Here is a 26,259-nt window from a genome sequence, read left to right on the forward strand (position 1 = left end):
TTGCAATAAATAATAATCATTCCGATTTGTTTTTGTTATAAAGTTGTCAAATTTGGATGTATTATTTTTAGGAATGCATGCATATGTGACAACGCTACGTTCATATATTTGAAAGGAGGGTGCAGAGGGGGATGAGTGTTTGGGTTACTTAATGGAAGCTATTTTATTGATATTAGCGGTAGTATTACCATTAGCATTAGTCTTAATTTTTTTAAGAAGATTAATAAGTAATTTAGGAGATGCATCAACAGTAGCAAAATTGCGAGAGAAAGATGAGAAAAAAGAGTGAGTAAAGCACTATGCGTACGCATAGTGCTTTACTTGTGGTAAAATGAGAGAAGGAAACTCCTAAAAGTTGTATTTTACTGAAGGAGAGAAAAGTAAAATAAGAGGTATATGCATATATGAATAAGCGAACAGCGTTAGTACTTGGTGCAAGTGGTTTAGTTGGACAAGAGATAACGCGTCTATTACTTGAATCAGATTACTACGATTCGGTTACTATTTTTGTAAGGGAACCAATGCAATGGCAACATGAAAAGTTACAGCAAAAACAAATAGATTTTTCGGTGTTAGAGGAATATAAAGAGTTTTTTGCTGTAGATGACGTATTTAGTTGTCTAGGAACAACAATCAAAAAAGCAAAAACAAAGGCAAATTTCAAAAAGGTAGATTATGAATATACGTTACGAGCTGCTTGTTTAGCTGAAAAACAAGGGGTACAAAATTTCCTTGTTGTGTCTTCAATGGGAGCAAAACCTAAATCGTTTTTCTTTTATTCGCAAGTTAAAGGGAGAATGGAAGAGGAATTACAAAAGTTAGTCATTGGTGGTATTCATATTTTTAGGCCATCTTTATTAGTAGGAAATCGACAAGAATTTCGTTTCGGTGAACGAATGGCTGAAAAGTTATCTCGTATCATTCCTTTTATATTTAAAGGGGCTTTCAAAAAGTATAAACCAATTTCAGCGAAAGATGTGGCGAAAGGGATGTATATCACTGCATTGAGAGAAGAAACGGGTATTTATATTTATAACTCAAATGAAATTACAACGATAGAATAAAAAACGAGAAAAATGGCATGTATTAAAAATCAAGTTTGAATCTTGAATGAATAGTAAATACATGTAGTTTAGCAATTATAAGAAAGTAAAAAAGGAGTGGGGAGCCCACTCCTTTTTTACGATAATTTATTATGCAAATCGCATTTTTATCCCGCTATTTGTGGACAGCAAAACCCCCGCGGTTTAAAGTTTCACTTTATACGTCTCTAACACTCTTGATCTTGTACGACAAGTGACCTCGTTTATTGCAATGCTATTTTTAGAGTCGTATTATACTAACGGATGATTTCGTCTTATAAGAATGTTTCACTTCATTTGAAAATATACTACTATCATATATCCATTGTTTGTAATACCAATAAATCAAATAGAATATACTTTCTATTTGGAAACAATCTGTTTTTATATCTGTTTGAGTAAAATCTGAAGGGAATTGGGTTCCGAAGATATAAAAGTCCTATATGTACTACTCCGTATTTTTGGGAGATTTGCAAAAGGAGGATATACGAATGAGTAAAAAAGAAATGTTGCAAAATGGAATTAAGCAAGTGTTTTACGAAGAAGAATGGTATCCACCTTTATCAGACGCGTTAAAGGACCTTACTGCTGCGCAAGCATGTTGGCAACCAGAAGGAGAGGCTAGTAATACGATTTGGGAAAATGTAAACCATTTACTTATCTTTAAAGAACGCTTACTTGCCCGCTTGCATCAAGATGAAACATTTGTGGCGCCACAAAATAATGATGAAACGTTTGTCCAAGGTGGACGTAATGATGAGGGGGCTTGGCAACAAACAGTGTTGCGAACAATTCAAGTGCATGATGCCTTACAATCTGCATTAATATCCCTCCAAGAAGCAGAACTAAATCAATTAACTCCTTCTCTACCAATTTGGCAACAATATATGAACATCCTTTTGCACGATGCTTATCATACAGGACAAATTGTACAACTTCGCAAGCTTCAAGGTTCATGGCCAGCGCATCGTTCTTATTTGTAAATGATACTTAAAATTGTTGGAGTTTCAAACTAAACAAACGAATTAATATGTAGAATACTACTATATCAAAAAACAATTTCTCACTTAATCTGAGAAATTGTTTTTTTTCGTAATCACGATTGTGGAATTCGATTTTTAACCCTGTCACATATTCAGAACGGGAGATAAATACATAAAAAAATAGGTGTATCAAGCAAAATGTTGATCCACCTTAAAACGATATTATGAAATAACATACGTTATCTTATAGTATACTTTTTATTCCTCTAGATTCAGTAGTACATATTATTCTCGGTTTTATTTATTCGTATGAATTTTCCCCGGTGCTCGTTTGTATTGATACGGTTCTTCTAACTCAAAGCTAAGTTCATTGGCGGCTATTCTTGGGAAGTAAGGATTGCGAAGTAACTCACGTCCGATAAAAATTAAATCTGCTTCGTTATTATTTAAAATTTGTTCTGCCTGTACTCCAGTCGTAATCAAACCAACAGCCCCAGTTGCAATGTTAGCATGTTCTTTAATATGTTTAGCATATTGCACTTGATACCCGGGATATACATCGATGTGTGCCGGAACAACAGCTCCAGAACTACAATCAATTAAATCTACTCCTTGTTCTTTCATCCAGTTTGTATATGGAACGTAATCTTGAACCGTTAAACCGTCAGGATGATAATCGTTTGCTGAAATACGAACAAATAACGGTCCGTTCCAAACTTCATTTATTGAGTCAATGATTTCACGTAAGAAACGATAGCGATTTTCAGGTGAACCTCCATATTCATCAGTCCGTTTATTAGAAAGTGGAGAAAGAAATTCATTAATAAGATAACCGTGAGCGCCGTGTATTTCAATAACGTCAAATCCAGCTTGTTTGGATCGTATTGCAGCCTCTTGAAAAGCTAATATGGTCTTTTTTATTTGCTGTATACTCATTTCTACTGGGATTTTCATAGTTTCATTAAACGGAATTGCGGATGGAGCGAGAGCATCCGTTTCTAATTCAGCTTTTCTTCCGGCGTGAGCAAGTTGAATGGCGGCTTTTGCGCCGTTATCATGTATAAAAGTTGTCGTTTTATGTAAGCCTTCAATTAGGCTATCATCCCATATACCTAGGTCTTTATTAGAAATTCTTCCTTCAGGTAACACGGCTGTTGCTTCGATCATAACTAAACCAACTTGACCAGCAGCTCTTGTTCCGTAATGAACGTGATGGAAATTAGTTACTTGGCCATCCTCGTTTTCTGATGAATACATGCACATAGGTGACATAACGATACGGTTTTTTAATGTAACGTCCTTAATTGTATAAGGTGAAAAAAGTTCAGAATTCATCCAATAGCCTCCTAGATTTAATTTTCTTACATTTTATCATTCTTGTTTTTGTTTCCCTAATAAAACGCTTATACGAAAAATTTTGTCTATTCGTGTTACAATAATTAATATGAATTGAATTGGAGGATGACATATGTACCAGGCTTATTATGAAAGTGAATTAGGCTTGCTGGAAATTACAGCGAACGATAAAGGAATTACGTCTGTTATATTTGTTGATGAGAGACAAGAAGAACATAAAAATGAAATGATAGATCAATGTATAAATGAGCTAGATGAATATTTTAAGGGGAAAAGAAGAGAGTTTACGGTCCCACTGTCTGCTGAGGGAACAGCATTTCAAAAAAATGTATGGGATGCGCTCTATACTATCCCTTATGGCGTAAGTGCTTCATATTTAGATATTGCAGAGAAGGTCGGAAATACGAAAGCTGTACGAGCGATAGGAGGAGCAAATAGTCGTAATCCAATTTCAATTATCGTTCCGTGTCATCGTGTAATAGGAAAGAGCGGGAAGCTTGTTGGGTATGCGGGCGGTTTATGGAGGAAAGAGTGGTTATTAAATCACGAAGGTATTTTGAAATGACGTATGGATGGGAAGAGGGATTGTTTTGAAATGTATAAATTGTGGAAAACCTTGCGAGGAGGAACAGTTAAATTGTGCAAGTTGTCAGCGAAACTTGGATAATGAACAAGATGAAGGTAGCTCGTTAATAGATAAAGAATTAGAAGTATATGTAGGGAGACAATATCCGTATTACAAAAGGAAATGGGAGCTTGAGAATAAGCGGATTGCTAGGTGGAGCTGGAATGGTTGGGCTGCTATTTTCAATATAGGTTGGCTAGGATATCGCAAGTATTATGTACCAGCTGCTTTATTTATGTTGTTATTAGTAGCGTGTGATGCATTTTCGTATTATATGGGATTTAATGTAGCGTTGCCAATCATTAATATGGTACCTCTTACGTTTTTATTACTTATTTTTATTTTGTTTGGAATGGGGATTTTTGCAAATGGATTATACTATCAATTTGCGGAAAGACGTATATATCGAATAAAAGCAAGAGAAATAAAAAATGAATCAGTTTCAAACTATCTCATCCATGATAGTGGCGGAACGAGCAAAATGGGAGCGACAATTGTTACTATTTTAGCAGTTGCTAGCATGTTTTTTAGCCATTTCTTTTTTCCGACTGATCGAGATGTTATTCAAAAAGTTCGTACAAGCTCGCTTTATGAATATCCTTTCTTTTCAATAGGTGAATCTTTCGAAAATTATTTTCAAAATTCAGGTTGGATATATTATCGTGGAACGGAAGGATTAGAATTAGTAGAATTTCAAGGATATAACGCTGGGACGCCAAGGCAAAAGGTGAAAATTCAATTTGTTGTCGATTATAAATTGGGTGAAGTGGAACCATACTCACTTACGGTTAACGGTGAATCTAAAAATGAAGAAGAGTTTTTGAAGATGATGGAAGAAATATTTAAGGTCCAAAATCCATTTGATATAGAGGAGGGATTACAAGTAAATGCTATTCAACAAAGTGGCTGGAAAGAAATTTCTGACCGCTTTTTTCTATGTTTATTAAAATAAATATTTAAAATAATCAGAATCTTTTGTATAATGAAATGTATTATATAGGATTTAACTTATACATATAGATTGGGGGAAGGAAGAATGAAGAGAAAGACAACAACAATTGCTGCACTTGTATTAACGACGAGTGTATTGGTTGCAGGATGTGGAAATGGTGAGAAGGCTTCGACAACGAAGAAAGAATCGAATAAGGGAATGGCAGATAAACAAGTTTTAAATTTGCTAGAAACAGCTGAAATTCCTTCAATGGATACATCTAAATCAACGGATTCTGTATCTTTCCGTGTATTTGTAAATGCAATGGAAGGTTTATATCGTCTAGATAAAGATAATAAACCAACACCAGGCATGGCAAAAGATGTGAAGATTAGTGAAGATAAAAAGACATATACATTTGAATTACGTGATGCGAAATGGTCAAATGGTGATCCAGTTCGAGCACAAGATTTTGTATATGCATGGCAACGTACATTAGATAAAGCAATAGCGGCAGAATATGCATTCATTTTATTTGATGTGAAAAATGCACAGAAAGTAAATAAAGGAGAATTACCATCAGATCAATTGGGTGTTAAAGCGAAGGATGATAAAACGTTGGTAGTAGAATTAGAGCAACCAGCACCTTATTTTCTTGAGCTTACATCATTCCCTACATTTTTCCCATTAAATGAAAAATATGTGAAAGGACAAGGAGATAAATACGGATTAGAAGCAGATAAATTAGTATATAATGGACCATTTACAATGAGTCAATGGAAACATGAACAAAATTATCAGTTGAAGAAAAACCCTAATTATTGGGATAAAGATACTGTAAAGTTAGACGAAATTAATGTAAGTATTGTGAAGGAAACAAGCACGGGAGTAAATTTATATGATAGTGATCAAGCAGATCGAGTTATTTTAACTTCTGAATTTGTTGATAAATATAAAAAGAATAAGCCAGATGAATTTAAAACGAAGTTAGATCCACGTATGTATTTCTTGCGTTTTAACCAAAAAAATGCAACATTTAAAAACCAAAAAGTACGTGAAGCGATTGATTTAGCATACGATAAAAAAGGAATTGCTGATGTTATTTTAAATGACGGTTCATTGCCAGCATATTTCTTAGTACCTGAAAAATTCACGACAGGTCCAGATGGAAAAGACTTCCGCTCTGTAAATAAAAACTTCCGTGATAGTAAAGATAATGCAGAGAAAGCAAAAAAATTATGGGAAGAAGCAAAGAAAGAGCTTGGTCAAGATACAATTACGGTTGAATTACTAAACGATGATAACGGTAGCCGTAAAAAAGTAGGCGACTTTATTAAAGAAGAACTAGAGAAAAACTTGCCTGGTATTAAAGTGAATTTGAAACAGCAACCATACAAGCAGAAGCTAGATTTAGAAAAGAAATTCCAATATGAATTCTCATTATCTGCATGGAGCCCTGATTATCCGGATCCAATGACTTATATTGATATGTTTGTTACTGGAAGCTCATTTAATGAAATGGATTATTCTAATCCGAAGTATGATGATTTAGTAGCGAAATCAAAAGGAGAGCTATTAAAAGATGATAAAGCACGCTGGAATGCACTTGCGGAAGCTGAAAAAATCTTAATTGGTCAAGATGCAGCAATTTCTCCTACGTACCAACAAAGTACAGCTTATTTAGAGAAGCCATTTGTAAAAGGTATTGCTAATCATACGTTTGGTGGGGACTTCAGTTATAAATGGGCATATGTTACAAAGAAATAGTATAATAAAAGATGAGTGAATTTTCACTCATCTTTTATTTGTATAGGAGGAATTAGAGTTGGTAAAGGGAATCAATCATCTTTGTTTTTCAGTGTCTAATTTAGAAAAATCTATTACATTTTACGAAAAAGTACTAGAAGGAGAATTATTAGTTAAAGGGAGGGAATTGGCGTATTTTAACATATGTGGAGTATGGATAGCGCTTAATGAAGAGACACATATTCCGAGAAATGAGATTCATCAATCGTATACGCACATTGCATTTTCTGTTGAACAAGAAGAATTTAAATGTCTAATACAGCGATTAGAAGAAAATGATGTTCATATTTTACAAGGAAGAGAACGTGATGTAAGAGATTGCGAATCTATATACTTTGTTGATCCTGACGGTCATAAATTTGAGTTTCACTCAGGGACACTGCAAGACCGTTTAAATTATTATAGAGATGAGAAACCTCATATGACATTTTACTAAGGGGAGAAGAAGTTGCATGTGCTAGTAATTGGTGGAACAGGAATGCTAAAGAGAGTTTCTATGTGGCTTTGTGAGCAAGGATTTCATGTTTCTATTATTGGACGAGATGAAGTGAAATTAGAAAATGTTAAGCGAGAGAGTGCTGCGCCAGAAAGTATCACATGTCTTCCGTTAGATTATCATAATGATGACGATGTAAAGCTAGCTATTAAAAGCACAATTGTGCAGAATGGCCCAATAACATTAGTTGTCGCATGGGTACACGCAAGTGCGAAGGATACGTTGTCATTCATTTGTAGAGAAGTGGATTTGTCATCTGAAACATACAACGTTTTTCATATTTTAGGTAGTAAAGCGTCGCGTATACCCGCACAAAAAATAGGTGGTACGCGATGTAGCTACCATAGAATAATATTAGGTTTTATATTAGAAGATACATACGGGAGATGGCTTACCCATGAAGAAATATCGGATGGGGTAATAAAAGGAATTGAGAGTAAATGTGATGAATGGATTGTAGGACGAGTAGAACCGTGGGAATTGCGGCCAACATGGTAAGGGGGAATGTGAAATGAAAACAACTGTATATGTAACAAGGCACGGTGAGACGGAATGGAATGTAGCGAAACGAATGCAAGGGCGGAAAAATTCTGCTTTAACTGAAAATGGTATGTTACAAGCAAAGCAATTAGGAGATCGAATGAAAGATTTATCTATCCATGCGATCTATAGTAGTCCAAGTGAAAGAACCCTACATACTGCAGAGTTAATAAAGGGGGAACGTGATATCCCCATTATAGCGGATGAACATTTCTATGAAATCAACATGGGTATATGGGAAGGACAAACAATCGCGGATATAGAAAAGCAATTTCCGAAAGAAGTACATCTATTTTGGAATGAGCCACATCTTTTTCAGTCAACATCAGGCGAAAATTTTGAGGCCGTTTATGAAAGAGTAATTGAAGGGATGCAGCTTCTTTTAGAGAAGCATAAAGGACAAAACATATTGATTGTTTCTCATGCGGCAGCAGCAAAATTACTTGTAGGACATTTTGCGGGTATTGAAATAGAAAATGTATGGGATGATCCATTTATGCATAGTGCTAGTCTAAGTATAATAGAATTTGAAGAAGGGAAAGGTGCAGTGAAGCAATTTGCAGATATAAGTCACTTTCAATAAACGTAAAAAAGGCCGCAAAACGGCCTTTTTTTGTAGGCATAAAAACTAGCAATTACGTTTTTTATACCAGAAGTGATCGAATTTCTTATTTTTGCAAGATGGGAATTTATGTCCGCCTTTGCAATCATTCCATTTGTGCCCGTCATCGTGACAGTCTTTACCATGATCACAATCATCATCGCAAGATCTACCGTGTCCGTGAGGGAAGAATTCGCATTTTTTACAGAAACTGCGTTTTGTCCAGAAAAATTTCTTTTCAAAGCGTATGCATTTTGTAACGAAAGTACAATGCTTTCTGCGAGTACGTTTTGTAACTAAAACGCATTCTTTTCTACGCGTCACTTTCGTAACGAACGTCCATTTTTGAACGCGTACACGAGTACATTTTGTAACAAATGTCCATTTTTTTACGTGCGTACATTTTGTAACGAACGTACAATGTTTCACGCGAGTACATCTTGTTCTTGGACATTTACCCCCAGTTGTACATTTACATCCAGTTGTACAATTATGATGAGTGAATTTATCATCATCGCATTCAAAAGTACTTGGATCTTGGTGTAAGAAATCCTCCATCCCAGCACTTTTGATTTCTTCAACCGCTTTTCTAATATCACGTTTCATAGAAATCCTCCTTATCATGTATTAAGTTGAAAAGGTATTCTTTTTCCTTAACATGATATGAGATATGACGTCTTTCTGAACAGGACAAGAGTGTAATTTTATATAAATGGATGATAGCGGATGTATGGACAAGACAAGGTGCATACATTGAATGAAGAGAACTGAGAAGGGATGAGAAAATATGCTACCTTCATATGATTTTTTTATTCATCCAATGTACTTAGTGGAATTAAAAAAAGACATTTGGTCAGATAGTCCAGTGCCGGCAAAATTAACTTATGGAAAAAAGAAGTATGATATTGATATCGTATACCGGGGTGCTCATATTCGTGAATTTGAGAAAAAGTCTTATCATGTTATGTTTTATAAACCGAAAAAATTTCAAGGTGCGAAAGAGATTCATTTAAATTCTGAGTTTATGGATCCGTCTCTCATACGAAATAAATTATCTTTAGATTTTTTTCATGATATTGGTGTACTTTCACCAAAATCACAACATGTATTTATAAAAATTAATGGTCAAATTCAAGGTGTATATTTACAGTTAGAATCAGTTGATGAAAACTTTTTGAAAAATAGAGGATTACCGAGTGGTTCTATTTATTATGCGATAGATGATGATGCGAATTTTTCTTTAATGAGTGAGAGAGATAAAGATGTTAAGAACGAGCTCTTTGCGGGTTATGAATTTAAATATTCGAATAAAAATAGTGAAGAACAGCTGAGTGAATTTGTATTTCAAGCGAATGCTTTGTCGAGGGAAGCTTATGAAAAAGAAATTGGAAAGTTTTTGCATGTTGATAAATATTTACGATGGTTAGCTGGCGTTATTTTTACACAAAACTTTGATGGTTTCGTTCATAACTATGCACTATATCATAACGATGAAACAAATTTATTTGAAGTGATACCGTGGGATTATGATGCGACTTGGGGGCGAGATGTACAAGGGAGACCACTTAATCATGAGTATATTCGTATCCAAGGTTATAACACGTTAAGTGCAAGATTGTTAGATATACCTGTATTTAGAAAGCAATACCGAAGTATTTTGGAAGAAATATTAGAAGAACAATTTACCGTTTCGTTTATGATGCCGAAAGTTGAAAGTTTGTGTGAATCAATTCGTCCATATTTACTACAAGATCCATATATGAAAGAAAAATTAGAAACATTTGATCAAGAAGCTGATATGATCGATGAATATATAAATAAAAGAAGAAAGTATATACAAGACCACTTACATGAATTGGATTAATTTTGAAAGAGATTGGAACATTATCAATCTCTTTTTTTGTATAATAAAGATGTATCAACAAAACTGACTTACTATTCACTTAAAAGAGTATGGGGGATGTGGAAACATGACGGTAAAATGGATTGATTGGGTAAAACAAATACAAGCTATAGCTCAAGCGGGTTTAACGTATTCTAAAGATGTGTATGATATAGAGCGTTTCCAACAATTACGGGATATTTCCATTTCAATGATGTCACATTACACAAAGACAGATTGGGAAATAGTAGAGAAGTTATTTGCAAGTGAGACAGGCTATCAAACACCCAAAGTTGATATAAGAGCAGTCATTTTTCAAAATGAAAAACTATTATTTGTGAAAGAAAAAAGTGATGGGAAATGGGCATTGCCAGGTGGATGGGCCGATATCGGTTATACGCCAACAGAAGTAGCAGCAAAAGAAGTTTTAGAGGAGACGGGTTATGAAGTAGATGATTTTAAGCTACTCGCTATATTTGATAAAGAAAAACATCAACCATCTCCTTCAGCAACACACGTATATAAAATTTTTATTAGCTGTAAGATTATTGGTGGTGAAAAGAAAACTAGTATTGAAACAGAAGATGTGGAGTTTTTTGGTGAGAATGAATTGCCTAATTTATCGATTGCTAGAAATACAGAAGAGCAAATTAAAGAAATGTTTGCCTACATGAAAGAACCTCAAAAAGAAACATTAATAGATTAATTATGCTTATGCCGATAATATTGTTGAAATGAAGATATTGGCATAATGCGACCTTTATGTAATAATGAGATGGTATGTGAAGAAAAAAGGAGATAGAAAATAAAATGTTAGCAAGCATAATAGATCAGTTATTGCAATTTTTTGCAAGCTTAGGTTACTTTGGAGTAGCGCTAGCTTTAATGATTGAAATTATCCCGAGTGAAATTGTACTTTCGTATGCTGGATTTTTAGTAGCGGATGGTAAAATTAGTTTTGTTGGTGCAGTTATCGCCGGAACTATTGGTGGTACTTTAGCCCAAATCTTTTTATACTGGCTTGGATATTACGGAGGGCGTCCGGTTGTAGAGAAATATGGGAAATACCTACTTATTAATAAACACCATTTAGACATAGCAGAAGGTTGGTTTAAGCGTTACGGGGCAGGAGTGATCTTTTCTGCACGCTTTATCCCAGTCGTACGTCATGCAATCTCTATTCCAGCAGGATTAGCTAAAATGCCGTTAAAACTATTTACACTGTATACAGTAGTTGCGATTATTCCATGGTCAATACTATTTATATACTTAGGTGAAAAGCTTGGTGGAAATTGGCGACACATTAAAGAGTATGCATCTGATTACACACATTACATAATTATAGGAGCTGTTCTCTTTGTTGCTCTATACTTCGGTTTAAAGTATTTAAAAAAGAAAAAAGCAGCGCGTTAAAGTCAATGATTTTTCATTGGCTTTTTTATTTGTTTCGGTTCTAAAAAAAAGGAGTTGTCCATAATGTGTAATAATAAAGCGTAGCGGAGGAATGTGATGAAAGGGTCACCGTTTATACGTGGAACAATATTTTTAACGATGGCAACGATGATATCTAAAATGTTAGGATTTATATATGTTATACCGTTTACAGCAATGGTCGGTACGAGTGGGTACGTTTTATACACGTATGCTTATCGCCCATATACGATTATGCTCAGCATTGCGACGATGGGACTACCACTTGCCGTTTCAAAAATGGTATCAAAATATGATCAACTGAATGATTATCATACGGTTAAGAGAGTGCTAAAGAGCGGTATCTTTTTTATGTTAATAATGGGAGTAATCTCATGTTTTACGCTATATATATTAGCTCCACATTTAGCTAAACTTGTAATCGATGGAAATGATCAAACAGGGAATAGTGTAGCAGCGGTCACTACTAATATCCAAATTGTAAGTTTTGCGTTAATACTTGTACCGGTAATGAGTTTATTAAGGGGATTCTTTCAAGGGTTTCAATCGATGGGGCCTTCTGCTTTAAGTGTAGTTGTTGAGCAGTTTTTTCGGGTCTTAACCATTTTAATAGGAAGCTTTGTCGTTTTATATATTTTAAAAGCTTCTGTCTCGCTAGCTGTTGGTATTTCAACGTTCGGTGCTTTTATGGGAGCGATAGGTGGATTAACTGTTTTAAGTGCGTATTACATAAGAAGGAGAAAGCACTTAAAGAAAAAAGAAATGGCAAGTATTCCGCAAACAACGAAATCTTTCTTCTCACTGTATAAGGAGCTCTTTACATATTCAATACCGTTTGTTGTGGTTGGTTTAGCAATTCCGTTGTATCAGACGATTGATACATTTACAATTAATAAACTACTTATACAAATAGGGTATATGCAAGGAGAAGCGGAGAAGATAAATGCAATAATTGGTCTTGTTCAGATGGTTGTACTCATCCCAGTTTCCGTTGCGACTGCTTTTAGTATGTCTCTCGTACCTGAGATGACAAAAGCCTATACAGCAGGGAATGTGAAGTTACTGTACAAACATTTTACGAGAACGAATGTATTAGTAGTGGGTATTACGGTACCAGCGGCGATTGGAATGATGTTGTTAGCAAAACCAGTATATACTCTTTTATTTGGTGCCGGAAATGATCCGGAGATGGGGAGAGTTATTTTACAGTATTATGCTCCTGCCTGTATACTATTTTCGCTTTTTACAGTAACAGCTGCGATGTTACAAGGAATTAATCAGCAACAGAAAACAGTGCTAGGATTAGTAATTGGCATTATTGTAAAGATAGTTTTAAATATCGTATTGCTTCCGTATTTCGATTATGTAAGTTTTATTATTTCAACATACGCTGGTTATACGATTTCAGTTGGCTTTAACTTGTGGATGCTTTCTAAATATGTTATAAAGGCAACATAAGCTTTTTAAGGCAGAGAGCACTCTGTCTTTTTCTTTGTTTAGAATATTTTTCTTATAAAAACGTTTTCAAAATAATTTTTCTATTGAAATTTAAACGTATGTTTCATATGCTGAGAATGGCGGTTCAAAAACTGTTATGTAAGAGAGGTAGATTCCTACATGTAAAAAGAATCGGGGTGATAGTATGTTAAATATTTATTTAACAGACCGAAACGGAAAACTACAAGAGGTTGAGGAAATGCAAAAGGGTTGCTGGATTAATGTACTTCATCCAACGGAAGAAGAAATTCAATATCTAGTACAAACTTTAAATGTAGACTTAGATTTCATTAAAGATCCTTTAGATGATGAAGAACGCTCTCGTATTGAAAAGGAAGACAATAATACCTTAATAATCGTGGATATTCCAACAGTTAGACATGATGAAGAAGGAAATTCGATTTATGACACGATTCCAATAGGTATGATTGTAATGCCAGATTGCTTTGTGACAATTTGTTTAGAAGAAAACCCAATTTTCGAACGCTTTATTAATCAACGTATTAAAGAATTTTATACGTTTAAAAAGACACGCTTTGCACTTCAGCTCTTATATACGATTTCTACTTATTATTTAAGATACTTAAAGCAAATTAACAGAAAAACAATCGATTTAGAGCATCAATTAAATAAGTCGATGAAAAATAAAGAGATTTTCACATTGCTAGGCCTTGAAAAAAGTTTAGTTTACTTTACAACATCATTAAAGGCGAATAAAATTGTAATTCAAAAATTAATGCGTAACAGTACATTTTTAAAAATGTATGAAGACGATCAAGATTTATTAGAAGATGTATTAATTGAAAATAAACAGGCTATTGAAATGGCGGAAATATATAGTCACATTTTAAGTGGAATGATGAATACTTTTAGCTCCGTTATATCAAATAATTTAAATAGTGTTATGAAACTGTTAACGTCTATTACAATCATTTTATCGTTACCAACGATGGTTTCTAGTTTCTTTGGAATGAACGTAAAGGTTCCGTTTGAAGGGGAAGCACATGGTTTTGTAATTGTACTCATAATATGTGTAACACTATCTTTCACATTAGCGTTTGTTTTTTGGAAGAAACGTTACTTTTAACGAGAAGAAAGCTGCTCTAGCATAGTTATATAACTGCGCTAGAGCAGCTTTTTTGCTATGAAATCGAAAGTTTTGAATAGAATATAACTTATAAAATGTAATGTATATGAAGGAAGTGAATTCCGTATAAGCCTTGTCCAATTTATAAAATGGGGTTAAAATTACATATTGTTAATGAAAAGTTGGAGGAAATACATCATGGAATTGTTTCAATTACCGAAAGCATTCCTGCAAATGAATACAATCTTTATCTCCATATTGATCGAAGCACTTCCTTTTGTGCTCATTGGTGTATTTATTTCAGGATTCATTCAAATGTTTGTGACAGAGGATATGGTAGCGAAATGGATGCCGAAAAACCGTTTTCTGTCTGTTTTAATGGCTACTTTTTTAGGTATGATGTTTCCAGGTTGTGAATGTGGAATCGTTCCGATTGTAAGACGGTTAATCGGAAAAGGGGTTCCACCATATGCCGGGATTGCATTTATGTTAACTGGACCAATTATTAATCCGGTCGTATTATTTGCAACATACGTTGCCTTTGGAAGTAGTATGCACATGGTATGGTATCGTTCTATCGTAGCGATTATCGTAGCAATTATCGTTGGAATTATATTATCATTTATGTTTAAAGAACATCAATTACGAGATGATCACTTCCCAGAAGTGAATCATAAGCGTCCATTACGTAAAAAAATGTGGGATGTATGTACACACGCTGTTGAGGAATTTTTCTCGATGGGAAAATATTTAGTATTAGGTGCGTTAATTGCAGCGGCAGTTCAAACGTTCGTACAAACTTCAACACTTCTTGCTATAGGACAAGGGCCGTTCTCTTCACCAGCTGTTATGATGGGACTAGCTTACATTTTATCACTTTGTTCAGAAGCGGATGCGTTTATTGCTTCGTCATTCCAAAGTACATTTTCAACAGCATCACTTGTCGCGTTCCTCGTATATGGACCGATGGTGGATATTAAAAATATGTTTATGATGCTTGCGACATTTAAAACAAAATTTGTAATTGTCGTTACTGTTACAGTTACACTTGTTGTTTATGCAAGCTCACTACTCATTTATGCGATGGGGTGGTAGGTTATGTTTCGAGCATATATATTATTAGGTTTTACAATCTTAATCGCGCAGCTTCATATTTCCGGTAATATTACGAAGTATATCAATATGAAGTATGCTTATTTATCAACAACAGCAGCTATTATTTTAGGGTTTTTAACGGTCGTTCAAATTATTATCGTATTCCAAAAAGAACATCAAAAAGAAAAAGAAAAAGAAAAAGAAAAAGAAAAAGAACAGCACAATTGTGGTTGCGATCATAGCCATTGCGGGCATGATCATTCAAAAGATGAGAATACATGGTGGAAAAAAGCATTTTCGTACACATTGTTTTGTTTTCCGATAGTCTCAGGATTGTTTTTCCCGATTGCAACATTAGATTCAGATATTGTTAAGGCGAAGGGATTTCATTTCCCAGTAGCACAAGCAGAAAGTAAAGATCCATTTATGACAAGACAATTTTTAAGACCAGACACAAGTATTTATTACGGAAAAGAAGGATACCGTGGTGTAATGGAAAAAGGGAAGAAAGAGTTTGTAACGAAAGATAATGTAACTTTAAATGATGAAAATTTCCTAAAGGGAATGGAAACAATTTATAATTATCCAGGCGAGTTTACTGGGAAACAATTATCTTTTAAAGGGTTTGTTTTCAAAGATGATTCTTCTAAAAAAGAACAATATTTCTTATTCCGTTTCGGTATTATACATTGTGTAGCGGATTCGGGTGTATATGGTATGTTAGTGAAAAAGCCAGAAGGTGTAGAATGGAAAAACGATGATTGGATTCAAATAGAGGGAGAAATTTCTACTGAATTTTATCAGCCCTTTCATGCGAATATCCCTGTATTAGAAGTAACGAAATGGAATAAGGTTGAACCGCCAAAAGAACAATATGTATTTAGAGGAGCCGATTGATAACATCGGTTCTTTTTTGTGGACTAAGAGTTCTGAATGTTGTTAATATTAAACGTGTAGTGATAGTAAGCTCATACCGTTCTAGTGTTAATGGGAAATGGAACTCTTACCGAACTTCTTTGCTCCAGCCGAATTTTTTGGTGGGAGTCTTAATGTCTGCAAATAGCGGGTTAAATAATCAAAGAGGTGATAACAATGACTGAAGTAAAAGGGAAAACAGCTAATGAGTCTAGAGTGTTTAAAACGAGCCGAGTATTTCCAACAGATTTAAACGATCATAATACGCTATTTGGTGGGAAGATATTAGCCGAGATGGATATGGTTGCTTCTATTTCGGCAACAAGGCACGCAAGAAAAGAATGTGTCACAGCATCTATGGATTGGGTAGATTTCTTACATCCTGTTCGTTCTTCAGATTGTGTTAGTTATGAATCCTTTGTAATTTGGACGGGTAGAACTTCGATGGAAGTGTTTGTGAAGGTAGTAGCAGAAGATTTAATCTCAGGTGAGAAGCGTATCGCAGCAACGTCATTTGTTACTTTTGTTGCGCTTAGTAAGGAAAATAATCCGGTTCCTGTGCCGCGAGTTATCCCTGAAACAGAAGAAGAGAAAGAATTACATCGCATTGCAGTGTTACGTGCAGAACAACGCCACATACGTAAGGCGGAGAGTAAGAAAGTAGCTACATTATTAACTTTTTGAGTTGAATATGTAGTCGTTAAAGGTACAATAACAAACGGAAATATTTTTCATATGAAAAGCGGACACCTAAAAATAGGTGTCCGCTTTTATAGTTTTTTCATCCACATATCATATGACGATAACTACTTAGCAGAAGCAAGCAGCACCGACGATGATTAAGAGGATAAATAATACGACTAATAGCGCGAATCCATTACCATGTGCGAAGCCCATTGTTATTTCCTCCTTTTATTTTAAGATACAACATACAATATGCAAATGAGCTATCGTTTGATATGGACATATATCATGTAATGACATATTTTCTTGAATGATATTGTATTAAAAAAGGGAAGATATAGAAATAACAGTAAGTGGAGGAAGGAAAATATCCATGAAACACTTTTTCGTTGTAATCCTTTGTTTAATAGGTGTATTCATTTGGATGAACATCGATGTGGAAATGGGGAAAAAGATGGCTAGTGAATATGAATTAGGACAAGTTCAATTAGGTGAATTTCAACTATATACGAACGGTGAAGAGTTATATACGAAATTGTTTGAGGATATACGCAATGCAGAAAAGTACATATATATCCATTTTTATATTGTAGGTAAAGATGAAATAAGCAAAGAATTTTTGCAGTTGCTTGAGAAAAAGGCATCGAGTGGAGTAGAAGTAAAATTGTCAGTTGATCGAATAGGTGGATATAAGCTGAAGAAAAAGATAATTCGTCAACTAAAAAGCAATGGTGTCCAGTTTACGTTTAGTAAAAAACCTAAATTGAAACATTTATTCTATTCGTTGCATCAACGAAACCATAGACGCATTGTTACGATTGACGGAAAAGTATCATATATCGGCGGCTTTAACATTGGAAAGGAGTACCTTGGACAAGATTCGAAATTTGGCCCGTGGCGTGATTATCATGTACGAGTTAAGGGGAATGGCGCCACGGATATGGAAAGAAAGTTTGCTGCTGACTGGAAAGAAGATACGGGAGAAAAAATGCCTATACATAAAAGTCTACCTGCAATTGGGCATGTAAAATATCAATATTTATTTTCAGATGGAAAAGGGTTATGGGAAAAATATGGAGCGCTTTTAAAGCAGGCTAAAAAGTCTTTAATTATTGCTACGCCATATTTTGTACCAAGTAAAGAAATGATGAAAGAGTTAAAAGGTGCATTAAACCGAGGTGTCAATGTGAAAATTCTCGTACCATTTAAAAGCGACGCAGTATTGTTAAAACAAGCTGCCTATCCGTATTTGAGAGAGATGAACCATGCTGGAGCGGAGATTTATCAATATCGGAATGGTTTTTTTCACGGGAAAGTAACAATCATTGATGGAGAAATTGTTGATATAGGTACAGCGAATTTTGATAATAGAAGTTTTTATTTAAATTGTGAATCTAACTGTATCATATATGATACAACAGTTGTTGCTGACGTATGGAACCGATTAAAAGAAGACTTTCATAAATCAAAAAGATTTTCAGAAGAAGACTTTGAGAAAATTGGTAAGTGGGATTGGTTTTTAGCAAGAATAGCAAATGTTATAGCATCATATTTATAACATATAGACAAAAGAGAAGGGAGGTATTTTCATGGATTGTATGAAAGAATTAATGAGGTATAGTTATATGCTTATTTATAAGGTTGGGGAGTATACAGGAGAGGTAAGAGACGAAGAATTAAAAGAGCTATTACAGCATCATTTACCATATATGTTGCAAGCGTATAATGAACAAGTGAATTTTCAAGAAGGAGAGAATGTACAGCATATAACTTGTGAACCAATTTCATCTCATTTTCATGAAATGGAAAAGGAAACTGATAGTAAATATACAGGGGATATCCTTATTGCAACTTGTTATATTTCGCATTTAAAACGGTTAGCATTAAAGTTCGCTCAAGTGGCAGTTGAAGTTGCGAATCCAGAATTCCGCTCGTTTTTAGAAAATTGCTTCCTGAAAATGAATCGTTATGCCTATAGTGTATGGCAATATGTTGTGAAGAAAGAGTATAAGATTAAACATGTATATGAAAATGAGAAGTTTGCATAAGAAACTAAGGCGGAAAGATAGGCGCCTTAGTTTTTTACTTTTCATGGAGAAAAATAGACTAGGTGTACATATCTATTATTAGAAAATTTACAAATATTTACCGTTTATTTACTATTTTTCAATCTTTCCTTTAAAAATAGAGAGTAATATGGGGGTTGTACATATTCTATCTAAAGGAGGAAACGCAAATGAACAAATGGGTTAAATCATTAACTGCTATGGCACTTGCAAGTTCTTTATTAATGGTAGGTTGTAGTAAAGGCGAGGACAAGAAGAAAGAAGACGATACAACAACACAACAAGAGGACAAAAAGGATAAAGAAACAAGTGGAACTGAGAAGTCTACCGATTCTAAAGAAAAGAAATAAAGTGAAACTTTAATCAGTGGGGGGCATCCCCCACTGATTATTAGTTGAACCAATCGGGCTTTTACGGGCAGTTGATCCCCACCTAACTTCTTTGGTTTTACTAAATTTTGAGGTGGGGTCTTACTGCCCGTTAAGGCGGGGTAAAATAATAATAAAGCTTCCTCTTATATATGAGGAAGCTTTTTTGTTGAAAATTGATTAAAATTATTGAAAAATAGAGAAAGAATGAAAAAGGGGGAAAACAAATGAAAGTATGTATATTAGGAGCAACAGGTCGAGTAGGTTCAAATATAATAAAATTAGCATTAAAGGATGCAGCTGAAGTAACTGCATTAGCACGTGATTTAAATAGAATAGAAATACAACATGAAAGGTTACGAGTAATAGAAGGTAATGTACTAAATGAAAATGATATAAAGAAAGCGATAGAAGGAAGCGATATAGTAATAAGTGCACTTGGTACGGATCGAAATGGAACGTTAGCGAAGAGTATGCCACAAATTATAAAGCAAATGGAAGAAGAAGGGGTACATAAAATCATTACAATAGGAACAGCAGGTATTTTACAAGCAAGAACAAATCTAAATTTATATCGTTTTCAATCAGCTGAATCAAAAAGGAAAATGACAACAGCAGCAGAAGATCATTTAGCTGCATATAAGATACTTAGTAGTAGTAATTTATGTTGGACGGTCGTTTGTCCGACGCATTTAATAGACGGTGATGTGACAGGAGTGTATCGAACTGAAAAAGATGTATTACCAGAAGGAGGAGAGAAAATAACAGTTGGCGATACAGCGCAATTTACGTGGAATCTGTGTAGTGAAAACAAATATGAGAATAGTCGAGTAGGTATTTCATATTAAAAAAACCATCCCGAAATTGGGATGGTTAAAAGATGATATAACATACAAATATGAGAATCATAATCATTTGGAGAATAGCTTTCGCTACTGTACTGCTTAAAAAACCAACTACAGTAGCAACTCCTACTAGAAAGGCGTCTTTTGGCGCTTTTTTATGCATTAGCTCTGTAATAAATACCGATAAGAACGGTATGATAATTAAACCGAATGGTGGGAAGAAGAAAGATCCGACAATGATAGAAATCATACCGACACGCTCTCCCCATTTAGAACTCCCGTATTTCTTTAAGAAATATCCATTTGCAATAAAATCAGCAATGAAAATAAATAGTGTGAAAATGACTTGAATAATCCAAAAGGAAGTTGTTAGTTCTCCGCTATTTATACCAAAATGGTAAATTAAATATCCAGCCCAGACAGCAAGGATGCCTGGAATGATAGGATAAATAAAGGCGAGAAATGAAACAATGAAACAGGCAATGATACAGATTGTTAATAATACTGTCACTTTATAACTCCTTCTTCGTGTCTAATTTATGTACCGCAATTTTTTTCACTTGATGTCCATCAAGTTCTAGTGCTTTAAATTGAAAACCGGCAAATTCAATGCAATAACCAGCTTCAATATTTAAATCAACTGCTTGAGAGAGGAGCCAGCCTCCAATTGTATCTAAATCGCTATCATCAATATGCAGGCCAAACATATCATTTACTTCAGAAATGAGTACCTTCCCATCTAAAACAGTAAGCTTCGGCGTACGTTTTTCAATCATAGGTGATTCATCCGCATCAAACTCATCTTGAATTTCTCCAATGATTTCTTCAAGAATATCTTCCATTGTTAAAAGTCCAGCAGTACCACCATATTCATCCATAACGATTGCCATCTGAACGCGATTCTTTTGTAGATGTACTAATGTTTTGCGAATTGGAACAGTTTCAAATACAGTTAGTACTGGATGTATGTAAGATTCAAGTGGTTTATGAATGCCTTTCGTTTGATCGTGAAATACTTCTTTCGTATTGATCATACCGATAATATCATCTTTATCTTTTTCGATGATCGGATAGCGTGTATACTTTTCAGTTGCGACGATATCCATATTCTCTTCTAACGTATTTTCAGTAGATAAGCAAATCATTTCTGTACGAGGGACCATAATTTCTTTCGCGACCCGGTCGTCAAATTCAAAAATATTATTTACATATTTATATTCGGTTTGGTTTATTTCGCCGCTTTTGAAACTTTCACCTAAAATGAGTCGTAGTTCCTCTTCAGAATGGGCAAGTTCATTTTCTTTCGCAGGCTCTAAACCGAGTAGTTTTGTGAAAAAGATTGCCGTACTATTAAGTAGCCAAATGAATGGATACATAATTTTATCAAATAAAATAAGTGGTCGTGCAAACTTAAGTGTGATTGCTTCTGCTTTTTGAATAGCGAAAGACTTTGGAACTAATTCACCTAATACAACATGGAAAAATGTAATAACACTAAAAGCAATAATAAAGGATAAAGTATTCGCCATTGTTCCAGTAATATTAATCTTTTCAAAGAGCGGTCGTAGTAAATGTTCCACAGTCGGTTCACCAAGCCAACCAAGCCCTAAAGAAGTAATCGTAATCCCGAGCTGACAAGCTGATAAATAAACATCTAAATTAGATAGGACACTTCTTGCAGCTAAAGCTTGTTTATTTCCTTCATTTGCAAGTTGGTCAATGCGACTTTTTCGTACTTTTACAACAGCGAATTCTGATGCAACGAAAAAGCCGGAAATAAGGATGAGCACAAAGATGAGAAAAATATTTAATATGTCCAAGTGTGTTCTCTATTCCGTAGTTTGGAATAAAGATGTCACCTCCTGCGATTATGTTATACTTTTATAATAAATCCAAACGAAAAGAATAGTCAAAGAAAAAGGGCAAATATTGGTATGTTTCTGCAATAGTTTTTGAATTTGCTGTTATTTTGTCCGCTATACAAAAGGAATAACCCCCTACTTTCAGATTATAGAGGGTTATTTCAAATTAAGGTTTTGGAATACTTCTCGTTAAAGCGTATGATTGTTGTTTAACGTGATTTGTCGTCCATAGTGTTTGAAGGAAAGAGAGTATGCAATACGGGATATACAAAAGTAATAAGCTAATTGTAACAATAACAGGTGCATTTCCACCGAATTGAACGACAAATTGCAATAGTCCGCTTGCATGAAAAACGCATTCCATAATAACGAATGAAAGAATAATGGAACCTAGAATAGATTTGTGATTCGAAGTAAGCGCTAAAAACAATGTATCTACAAGGAAAGAAGATTGTTTTATTTCATATTCATTGGTGTTACTTAAGAAAGGAACCCACTTTTTTATTGCTTGCATAACAATAATCATGGAAGTACTACAAACGATGATAAAAGATGAGTAGTAAGGAAGCTTTATCAATTTTGCGATGTATAGGAGTAGCAATAAGACTGAACATTGTAATAATACAGTACAAAAAGAGTACGGTATCCATTTTAATAAAGAAGTAAACTTCTTAACCGATTGAGGTGCTTTAAAAAATAAATGGCCGATCCCTAAGCTGATAAAGAATCCAATCGCAAGAGTAAAGGTAAAACGAACAATCGATAAAAAATATATTTCCCATATGTAAGGGAATAACGGTGTTGAATGATTAGAAGTATGAACCATTTGATTTGCTGAGAAAAAGATAGATTCGTGCATCCAATCAATCTTTGGAATTGTCATAGAAGAAAGTTGTGCGAAGTTATGAAAAATGCTTATAAAGCCAGTTATGTATGAGTATTTATGTGTAATGAATAATGCAGGAATAGGACTAATGATAAATATAATGAGAACACCAACGATAAATTTACATATATGTGAGCGCAATAAAGACATGTAACCACCTACTCTTAGAATATTCAGAAAATTCTTATTCTTATTTTAGCTTTTTTCGGCGTAAGTTACAATATATTTTTCTTAAAGAAATTTAGTATTGTAGGGGATATAAGTGAATGAAACGTGAATAAATTATGACAAGAAAATGAATAATTTTCAGAAAAATAAAATAAATTATTTATTTTTTTCTGAAAATATAATATAGTTATGGCACAGAAAGTATTTTAACATAAGGAGGCTGTTTATGAGGATTAAAGGGAATTATGTGCCGAAAAGGGAAGTTTTATTTTGCTCAAGTTCAATTACGATAGGGGAAGCACTGGAGCATTTAAATAAAACTGGGTATCGTTGTGTACCAGTTTTAGATGAAAAAAAAGAGAAATATTTAGGGAATGTATACAAAGTAGATATTTTAGAATATAAAGGTTCGCTGGAAGAGAGTGTAGTACAATTATTAAATGATAAAGAAGGTTATGTTAGAGAAGATTCTTCGTTCTTTAAAGTGTTTTTTACAATAAAAAAATTACCTTATTTATCAGTAGTTGATGAAAATGGAGTCTTTCTTGGAATTTTAACGCATAAAAAGGTTTTCGAGTTATTAGAAGATGCTTGGGGCGTTCATTCTAGTAAATATTCTGTCATGATTGGGACACAAGATTATAATGGGGCCATTCAAAAATTATCGACAGTATTAAAGAAATATACAGGTATCCAAAGTTTAATGACTTTTGATAATGACGCCTTATTAGTTCGGAGAATTATGTTTACATTAGGAGAAGAGTTTAACGACGGTGAATTAGAGACGTTACTGAAAGATTTAGAAGATCACGGATTTAGAGTTGTGTATGTGGAAGAGATGAAAAATCCACGCGAAGTTGAAACGATAGAGTAACATGCAAAAGCCATCTAATTATGTTGGATGGTTTTTGTTATGTTACTTGAATAAAGGTATTTAAAAATAATGATAGGATAAAAGTCGAGATTGTAACAATATTTGTGTAAAAGAATAAAAAATGTAGATAATTTTGATTTTCAAAAAAATCAATTTGAAAATATGTTTTTATTTTTCAACTAAATATGTTACTATATGTGTGATAAAAACAAAGAGGTCTGACAACTATACTCCACGCAATACCACTCTAATGAGTTGAAAATTCAAAAAAATCAAAAATTAATAATTAGAGTAAAAATAAGGGGAATGGAGAAATTATGGAGAAAGACACTGCTTTGTAAGGGGCATATTTTATCAGCTTGAGCAGAGAGGAGGATGCATAGCATATTGTGAAAATAGAGATAAACAATGAAAAAGTGCTATGCAAATGAAAAGTATGAAGGGACGTTTAAGGCCAGGTGATACGGTAGCAATCGGTTTAATGTTATTTGCACTATTTTTAGGAGCAGGAAATTTAATTTTCCCACCAGTTTTAGGGCAACAAGCTGGAGAGAATGTTTGGATTGCTACAATTGGATTCCTTGTGACGGGAGTCGGATTACCCCTATTAGCTGTAACAGCTGTCGCGTTTGTAGAGGGGGACTTGAAAGCGCTATCTTCTAGAGTTCACCCAATATTCGCGTTTATTTTCCCATTGATTAGTTATTTAGCAATTGGACCATTTTTCGCGATTCCGCGTACTGGAGCCGTTTCATTTGAAATGGGTATGAAGCCATTTTTATCAGAGGCATTGGTTTCCGAATGGTACATGCTATTTCTTTTCACGATAATTTTCTTCGGAATAACGTGGTATTTATCTTTAAATCCATCTAAATTAGTCGATTGGTTCGGGAAATTTCTTACACCAGTATTAGTATTGATTGTTGCTGTTATTGTCGGAAAGGCAATTATTGATCCGATTGGAGAACCAGCTGCACCGCTAGCGGCATACAAAGAAAATGCTTTCTTTGGTGGATTTATTCAAGGGTATTTAACGATGGATGCAATTAGTGCGCTTGTATTTGGAATTGTCGTTGTACAAGTTATCCGTTCTAAAGGAATAAAAGAAAGTAGTCAAGTTGCAAAAATAACAGTAGTATCAGGTATTATTGCAGTACTTGGTTTAACGTTAATTTATTTATCACTTGCTTATCTTGGTTCAACAAGTACATCACTTGGTGTATCAGAGAATGGTGGACTTATTTTAACGAATGTTGTAAATGAGTTATATGGAACAAGTGGTAAAATTTTATTAGGGCTCGTTATTATACTCGCTTGTTTAACAACTTCTGTTGGATTAACATCAGCTTGTGCTGGCTTCTTTACAAACTTATTCCCTAAACTTTCGCATAAAGCGATTGTAACGATGGTATGTGTGTTTAGTTTACTTGTATCTAACCTAGGTTTAACACAATTAATCACAGTTACTTTACCAGTGTTAATGATCATTTATCCAGTTGCAATCGTATTAATCGTACTTTCTTACTTCCATAAATGGATTGGGAAGCGTAATACCATTTATATTGGAGCTATTTTAGGCGCATTGTTAATTAGTTTCTTTAACGGTTTAGAAAGTGCGAACATTAAAATTGACGCGATTTCTAACGTACTACAAATGTTACCATTATATAATGAAGGAATAGGATGGTTAATCCCATCATGTATTGGCGGGATTCTTGGTTTCTTCTTCTATAAATCAAATGAATCAAGTGAACTACAAAAGAAAGGTGCTTAGGCGCCTTTCTTTTTTTAAAGGGGATTTTATTGTTTTGTCTAAGTAATAAATGGGAGGAATGATAAAATGGCTAATTTTGAAGATTTTTTAGCTTTGGATTTACGAATTGGAACTGTAACACATGCAGAGGAATTTAAAGAAGCAAGAGTTCCAGCGATTAAACTAGAAATTGATTTTGGAGAGCTTGGAATTAAGCAGTCAAGTGCTCAAATTACGAAGAGATATACCCCAGAAGATTTAATCGGTCAGCAAATCGTTGCTGTTGTAAATTTTCCGCCAAAACGTGTAGCTGGATTTAAATCAGAAGTGCTTGTTTTAGGGGGAGTACCTGAAGCCGGTGATGTCGTATTACTTCAGCCCAATATGGAATTACCAAATGGAACGAAAATTAGTTAGTGTAAAGGC

Annotated in this window: 30 protein-coding genes; 24 read left to right on the plus strand and 6 right to left on the minus strand. The window is 34.3% G+C overall.

Translation table 11 applies throughout. The annotated features are described in order from the left end of the window. The first annotated feature begins 139 nt into the window (after nt 1-139). From DN389_RS28550 to DN389_RS24145, 3 genes are all read left to right on the plus strand, one after another. The gene (locus DN389_RS28550) at nt 140-289 is read left to right on the plus strand and encodes a hypothetical protein (protein WP_179874300.1); all 150 of its coding nucleotides are present in this window, start codon (nt 140-142) and stop codon (nt 287-289) included. Between the two features lie 115 nt (nt 290-404). After that, on the plus strand, nt 405-1,064 hold the full coding sequence (locus DN389_RS24140; RefSeq protein WP_001042750.1) for an oxidoreductase: 660 nt from the start codon (nt 405-407) through the stop codon (nt 1,062-1,064). Between the two features lie 509 nt (nt 1,065-1,573). After that, nucleotides 1,574-2,065, plus strand: a complete 492-nt coding sequence (locus tag DN389_RS24145) for a DinB family protein (RefSeq protein ID WP_046954961.1) — start codon at nt 1,574-1,576, stop codon at nt 2,063-2,065. A 297-nt stretch (nt 2,066-2,362) separates the two neighbouring features. On the opposite strand, the gene namA is transcribed toward DN389_RS24145, so the two are convergent. Continuing rightward, nucleotides 2,363-3,400: an NADPH dehydrogenase NamA gene (gene namA / locus DN389_RS24150; RefSeq protein WP_001083629.1), complete on the minus strand. Its 1,038-nt coding sequence runs from the start codon at nt 3,398-3,400 to the stop codon at nt 2,363-2,365. A 133-nt stretch (nt 3,401-3,533) separates the two neighbouring features. On the opposite strand from namA, the gene DN389_RS24155 reads away from it, so the two are divergent. The 6 genes from DN389_RS24155 to DN389_RS24180 all read left to right on the plus strand — a co-directional run bounded on the left by DN389_RS24155 (nt 3,534) and on the right by DN389_RS24180 (nt 8,402). Next, nucleotides 3,534-3,986 carry a methylated-DNA--[protein]-cysteine S-methyltransferase gene (locus DN389_RS24155; RefSeq protein ID WP_000283888.1) on the plus strand — a complete coding sequence of 151 codons (453 nt, stop codon included), beginning with the start codon at nt 3,534-3,536 and terminating at the stop codon, nt 3,984-3,986. 7 nt (nt 3,987-3,993) lie between these two features. After that, a complete protein-coding gene (locus DN389_RS24160) occupies nt 3,994-4,998 on the plus strand; it encodes a DUF2628 domain-containing protein (protein ID WP_149237695.1) in 1,005 nt (334 codons plus the stop codon). An 84-nt stretch (nt 4,999-5,082) separates the two neighbouring features. Further along, entirely contained in the window at nt 5,083-6,744 is a 1,662-nt protein-coding gene (locus DN389_RS24165) for a peptide ABC transporter substrate-binding protein (protein WP_046954959.1), read from the plus strand. A gap of 58 nt (nt 6,745-6,802) precedes the next feature. After that, nucleotides 6,803-7,219 (plus strand): FosBx1 family fosfomycin resistance bacillithiol transferase, encoded by a 417-nt coding sequence (gene fosB, locus DN389_RS24170; protein WP_097858507.1) that lies wholly within the window; start codon nt 6,803-6,805, stop codon nt 7,217-7,219. A gap of 12 nt (nt 7,220-7,231) precedes the next feature. Next, a complete protein-coding gene (locus tag DN389_RS24175; protein WP_098190188.1) occupies nt 7,232-7,777 on the plus strand; it encodes a short-chain dehydrogenase in 546 nt (181 codons plus the stop codon). A 13-nt stretch (nt 7,778-7,790) separates the two neighbouring features. After that, nucleotides 7,791-8,402 (plus strand): phosphoserine phosphatase 1, encoded by a 612-nt coding sequence (locus DN389_RS24180; RefSeq protein WP_149237696.1) that lies wholly within the window; start codon nt 7,791-7,793, stop codon nt 8,400-8,402. 45 nt (nt 8,403-8,447) lie between these two features. Here the strand turns inward: DN389_RS24180 and exsB are convergent, their stop codons facing one another. Further along, nucleotides 8,448-9,026 (minus strand): exosporium protein ExsB, encoded by a 579-nt coding sequence (gene exsB, locus DN389_RS24185; RefSeq protein WP_088121931.1) that lies wholly within the window; start codon nt 9,024-9,026, stop codon nt 8,448-8,450. 181 nt (nt 9,027-9,207) lie between these two features. Between exsB and cotH the strand changes: the two genes are divergently transcribed. The 8 genes from cotH to DN389_RS24225 all read left to right on the plus strand — a co-directional run bounded on the left by cotH (nt 9,208) and on the right by DN389_RS24225 (nt 17,011). After that, nucleotides 9,208-10,284, plus strand: coding sequence for a spore coat protein CotH (cotH, locus tag DN389_RS24190; RefSeq protein WP_149237697.1), 1,077 nt, complete (start codon nt 9,208-9,210; stop codon nt 10,282-10,284). A 106-nt stretch (nt 10,285-10,390) separates the two neighbouring features. After that, nucleotides 10,391-11,008 (plus strand): NUDIX hydrolase N-terminal domain-containing protein, encoded by a 618-nt coding sequence (locus DN389_RS24195; protein WP_046959209.1) that lies wholly within the window; start codon nt 10,391-10,393, stop codon nt 11,006-11,008. 104 nt (nt 11,009-11,112) lie between these two features. Further along, complete coding sequence (gene uptA, locus DN389_RS24200; protein WP_000881203.1) at nt 11,113-11,715, plus strand: undecaprenyl phosphate transporter UptA; 603 nt, start codon at nt 11,113-11,115, stop codon at nt 11,713-11,715. Nucleotides 11,716-11,811: 96 nt separating this feature from the next. Next, on the plus strand, nt 11,812-13,191 hold the full coding sequence (locus DN389_RS24205; protein ID WP_046954954.1) for a putative polysaccharide biosynthesis protein: 1,380 nt from the start codon (nt 11,812-11,814) through the stop codon (nt 13,189-13,191). Between the two features lie 184 nt (nt 13,192-13,375). After that, nucleotides 13,376-14,317 carry a magnesium transporter CorA family protein gene (locus DN389_RS24210; RefSeq protein ID WP_000932392.1) on the plus strand — a complete coding sequence of 314 codons (942 nt, stop codon included), beginning with the start codon at nt 13,376-13,378 and terminating at the stop codon, nt 14,315-14,317. Nucleotides 14,318-14,515: 198 nt separating this feature from the next. Continuing rightward, a complete protein-coding gene (locus DN389_RS24215; protein WP_000418724.1) occupies nt 14,516-15,412 on the plus strand; it encodes a permease in 897 nt (298 codons plus the stop codon). A 3-nt stretch (nt 15,413-15,415) separates the two neighbouring features. After that, the gene (locus DN389_RS24220; protein WP_098803026.1) at nt 15,416-16,309 is read left to right on the plus strand and encodes a TIGR03943 family putative permease subunit; all 894 of its coding nucleotides are present in this window, start codon (nt 15,416-15,418) and stop codon (nt 16,307-16,309) included. A gap of 195 nt (nt 16,310-16,504) precedes the next feature. Beyond that, a complete protein-coding gene (locus DN389_RS24225; RefSeq protein ID WP_000141167.1) occupies nt 16,505-17,011 on the plus strand; it encodes an acyl-CoA thioesterase in 507 nt (168 codons plus the stop codon). Nucleotides 17,012-17,137: 126 nt separating this feature from the next. Here DN389_RS24225 and DN389_RS24230 read toward each other — a convergent pair whose 3' ends face one another. Next, the gene (locus DN389_RS24230; protein WP_000505094.1) at nt 17,138-17,224 is read right to left on the minus strand and encodes a YjcZ family sporulation protein; all 87 of its coding nucleotides are present in this window, start codon (nt 17,222-17,224) and stop codon (nt 17,138-17,140) included. Nucleotides 17,225-17,384: 160 nt separating this feature from the next. On the opposite strand from DN389_RS24230, the gene cls reads away from it, so the two are divergent. The 4 genes from cls (at nt 17,385) to DN389_RS24250 (ending at nt 20,293) form a co-directional block, all read left to right on the plus strand. After that, nucleotides 17,385-18,569 carry a cardiolipin synthase gene (gene cls / locus DN389_RS24235; protein ID WP_142354647.1) on the plus strand — a complete coding sequence of 395 codons (1,185 nt, stop codon included), beginning with the start codon at nt 17,385-17,387 and terminating at the stop codon, nt 18,567-18,569. 31 nt (nt 18,570-18,600) lie between these two features. Next, complete coding sequence (locus DN389_RS24240; protein ID WP_000340549.1) at nt 18,601-19,059, plus strand: spore coat protein; 459 nt, start codon at nt 18,601-18,603, stop codon at nt 19,057-19,059. Between the two features lie 188 nt (nt 19,060-19,247). Next, nucleotides 19,248-19,427: a hypothetical protein gene (locus tag DN389_RS24245; protein WP_001045960.1), complete on the plus strand. Its 180-nt coding sequence runs from the start codon at nt 19,248-19,250 to the stop codon at nt 19,425-19,427. 245 nt (nt 19,428-19,672) lie between these two features. Next, nucleotides 19,673-20,293, plus strand: a complete 621-nt coding sequence (locus DN389_RS24250; protein WP_098190186.1) for an NAD(P)-dependent oxidoreductase — start codon at nt 19,673-19,675, stop codon at nt 20,291-20,293. Between the two features lie 25 nt (nt 20,294-20,318). Here DN389_RS24250 and DN389_RS24255 read toward each other — a convergent pair whose 3' ends face one another. The 3 genes from DN389_RS24255 to DN389_RS24265 form a co-directional block, all read right to left on the minus strand. After that, nucleotides 20,319-20,801 (minus strand): DUF456 domain-containing protein, encoded by a 483-nt coding sequence (locus tag DN389_RS24255; protein ID WP_060488524.1) that lies wholly within the window; start codon nt 20,799-20,801, stop codon nt 20,319-20,321. A gap of 1 nt (nt 20,802) precedes the next feature. After that, nucleotides 20,803-22,110, minus strand: a complete 1,308-nt coding sequence (locus tag DN389_RS24260; protein ID WP_149237698.1) for a hemolysin family protein — start codon at nt 22,108-22,110, stop codon at nt 20,803-20,805. 208 nt (nt 22,111-22,318) lie between these two features. Beyond that, nucleotides 22,319-23,188, minus strand: a complete 870-nt coding sequence (locus tag DN389_RS24265) for a hypothetical protein (protein ID WP_088121936.1) — start codon at nt 23,186-23,188, stop codon at nt 22,319-22,321. Nucleotides 23,189-23,432: 244 nt separating this feature from the next. Between DN389_RS24265 and cbpA the strand changes: the two genes are divergently transcribed. The 3 genes from cbpA (at nt 23,433) to csaA (ending at nt 26,250) form a co-directional block, all read left to right on the plus strand. Then, the gene (gene cbpA, locus DN389_RS24270) at nt 23,433-24,080 is read left to right on the plus strand and encodes a cyclic di-AMP binding protein CbpA (RefSeq protein WP_001220512.1); all 648 of its coding nucleotides are present in this window, start codon (nt 23,433-23,435) and stop codon (nt 24,078-24,080) included. A gap of 436 nt (nt 24,081-24,516) precedes the next feature. Continuing rightward, nucleotides 24,517-25,854: a branched-chain amino acid transport system II carrier protein BrnQ4 gene (gene brnQ4 / locus DN389_RS24275; RefSeq protein ID WP_404841063.1), complete on the plus strand. Its 1,338-nt coding sequence runs from the start codon at nt 24,517-24,519 to the stop codon at nt 25,852-25,854. Nucleotides 25,855-25,920: 66 nt separating this feature from the next. Further along, nucleotides 25,921-26,250, plus strand: coding sequence for a chaperone CsaA (csaA, locus tag DN389_RS24280; RefSeq protein ID WP_046954946.1), 330 nt, complete (start codon nt 25,921-25,923; stop codon nt 26,248-26,250). Nucleotides 26,251-26,259: the final 9 nt, after the last annotated feature.

The sequence above is a fragment of the Bacillus sp. AY3-1 genome (genome assembly GCF_008368785.1).
Taxonomy (GTDB): Bacteria; Bacillota; Bacilli; order Bacillales; family Bacillaceae_G; genus Bacillus_A; species Bacillus_A wiedmannii.

Bases quoted from the DNA above. Each gene is read 5' to 3' on its own strand.
- DN389_RS24220 (WP_098803026.1), top strand. From the start codon at position 15,416: ATGTTTCGAGCATATATATTATTAGGTTTTACAATCTTAATCGCGCAG.
- csaA (WP_046954946.1), top strand. From the start codon at position 25,921: ATGGCTAATTTTGAAGATTTTTTAGCTTTGGATTTACGAATTGGAACT.
- DN389_RS24180 (WP_149237696.1), top strand. From the start codon at position 7,791: ATGAAAACAACTGTATATGTAACAAGGCACGGTGAGACGGAATGGAAT.
- cbpA (WP_001220512.1), top strand. From the start codon at position 23,433: ATGAGGATTAAAGGGAATTATGTGCCGAAAAGGGAAGTTTTATTTTGC.
- DN389_RS24155 (WP_000283888.1), top strand. From the start codon at position 3,534: ATGTACCAGGCTTATTATGAAAGTGAATTAGGCTTGCTGGAAATTACA.
- DN389_RS24245 (WP_001045960.1), top strand. From the start codon at position 19,248: ATGAACAAATGGGTTAAATCATTAACTGCTATGGCACTTGCAAGTTCT.
- DN389_RS24195 (WP_046959209.1), top strand. From the start codon at position 10,391: ATGACGGTAAAATGGATTGATTGGGTAAAACAAATACAAGCTATAGCT.
- DN389_RS24215 (WP_000418724.1), top strand. From the start codon at position 14,516: ATGGAATTGTTTCAATTACCGAAAGCATTCCTGCAAATGAATACAATC.
- DN389_RS24145 (WP_046954961.1), top strand. From the start codon at position 1,574: ATGAGTAAAAAAGAAATGTTGCAAAATGGAATTAAGCAAGTGTTTTAC.
- DN389_RS24225 (WP_000141167.1), top strand. From the start codon at position 16,505: ATGACTGAAGTAAAAGGGAAAACAGCTAATGAGTCTAGAGTGTTTAAA.
- namA (WP_001083629.1), bottom strand. From the start codon at position 3,400: ATGAATTCTGAACTTTTTTCACCTTATACAATTAAGGACGTTACATTA.
- DN389_RS24230 (WP_000505094.1), bottom strand. From the start codon at position 17,224: ATGGGCTTCGCACATGGTAATGGATTCGCGCTATTAGTCGTATTATTT.
- DN389_RS24205 (WP_046954954.1), top strand. From the start codon at position 11,812: ATGAAAGGGTCACCGTTTATACGTGGAACAATATTTTTAACGATGGCA.
- DN389_RS24165 (WP_046954959.1), top strand. From the start codon at position 5,083: ATGAAGAGAAAGACAACAACAATTGCTGCACTTGTATTAACGACGAGT.
- cls (WP_142354647.1), top strand. From the start codon at position 17,385: ATGAAACACTTTTTCGTTGTAATCCTTTGTTTAATAGGTGTATTCATT.
- uptA (WP_000881203.1), top strand. From the start codon at position 11,113: ATGTTAGCAAGCATAATAGATCAGTTATTGCAATTTTTTGCAAGCTTA.
- DN389_RS24140 (WP_001042750.1), top strand. From the start codon at position 405: ATGAATAAGCGAACAGCGTTAGTACTTGGTGCAAGTGGTTTAGTTGGA.
- DN389_RS24250 (WP_098190186.1), top strand. From the start codon at position 19,673: ATGAAAGTATGTATATTAGGAGCAACAGGTCGAGTAGGTTCAAATATA.
- DN389_RS24265 (WP_088121936.1), bottom strand. From the start codon at position 23,188: ATGTCTTTATTGCGCTCACATATATGTAAATTTATCGTTGGTGTTCTC.
- DN389_RS24210 (WP_000932392.1), top strand. From the start codon at position 13,376: ATGTTAAATATTTATTTAACAGACCGAAACGGAAAACTACAAGAGGTT.
- exsB (WP_088121931.1), bottom strand. From the start codon at position 9,026: ATGAAACGTGATATTAGAAAAGCGGTTGAAGAAATCAAAAGTGCTGGG.
- DN389_RS24240 (WP_000340549.1), top strand. From the start codon at position 18,601: ATGGATTGTATGAAAGAATTAATGAGGTATAGTTATATGCTTATTTAT.
- DN389_RS24160 (WP_149237695.1), top strand. From the start codon at position 3,994: ATGGGAAGAGGGATTGTTTTGAAATGTATAAATTGTGGAAAACCTTGC.
- cotH (WP_149237697.1), top strand. From the start codon at position 9,208: ATGCTACCTTCATATGATTTTTTTATTCATCCAATGTACTTAGTGGAA.
- brnQ4 (WP_404841063.1), top strand. From the start codon at position 24,517: ATGAAGGGACGTTTAAGGCCAGGTGATACGGTAGCAATCGGTTTAATG.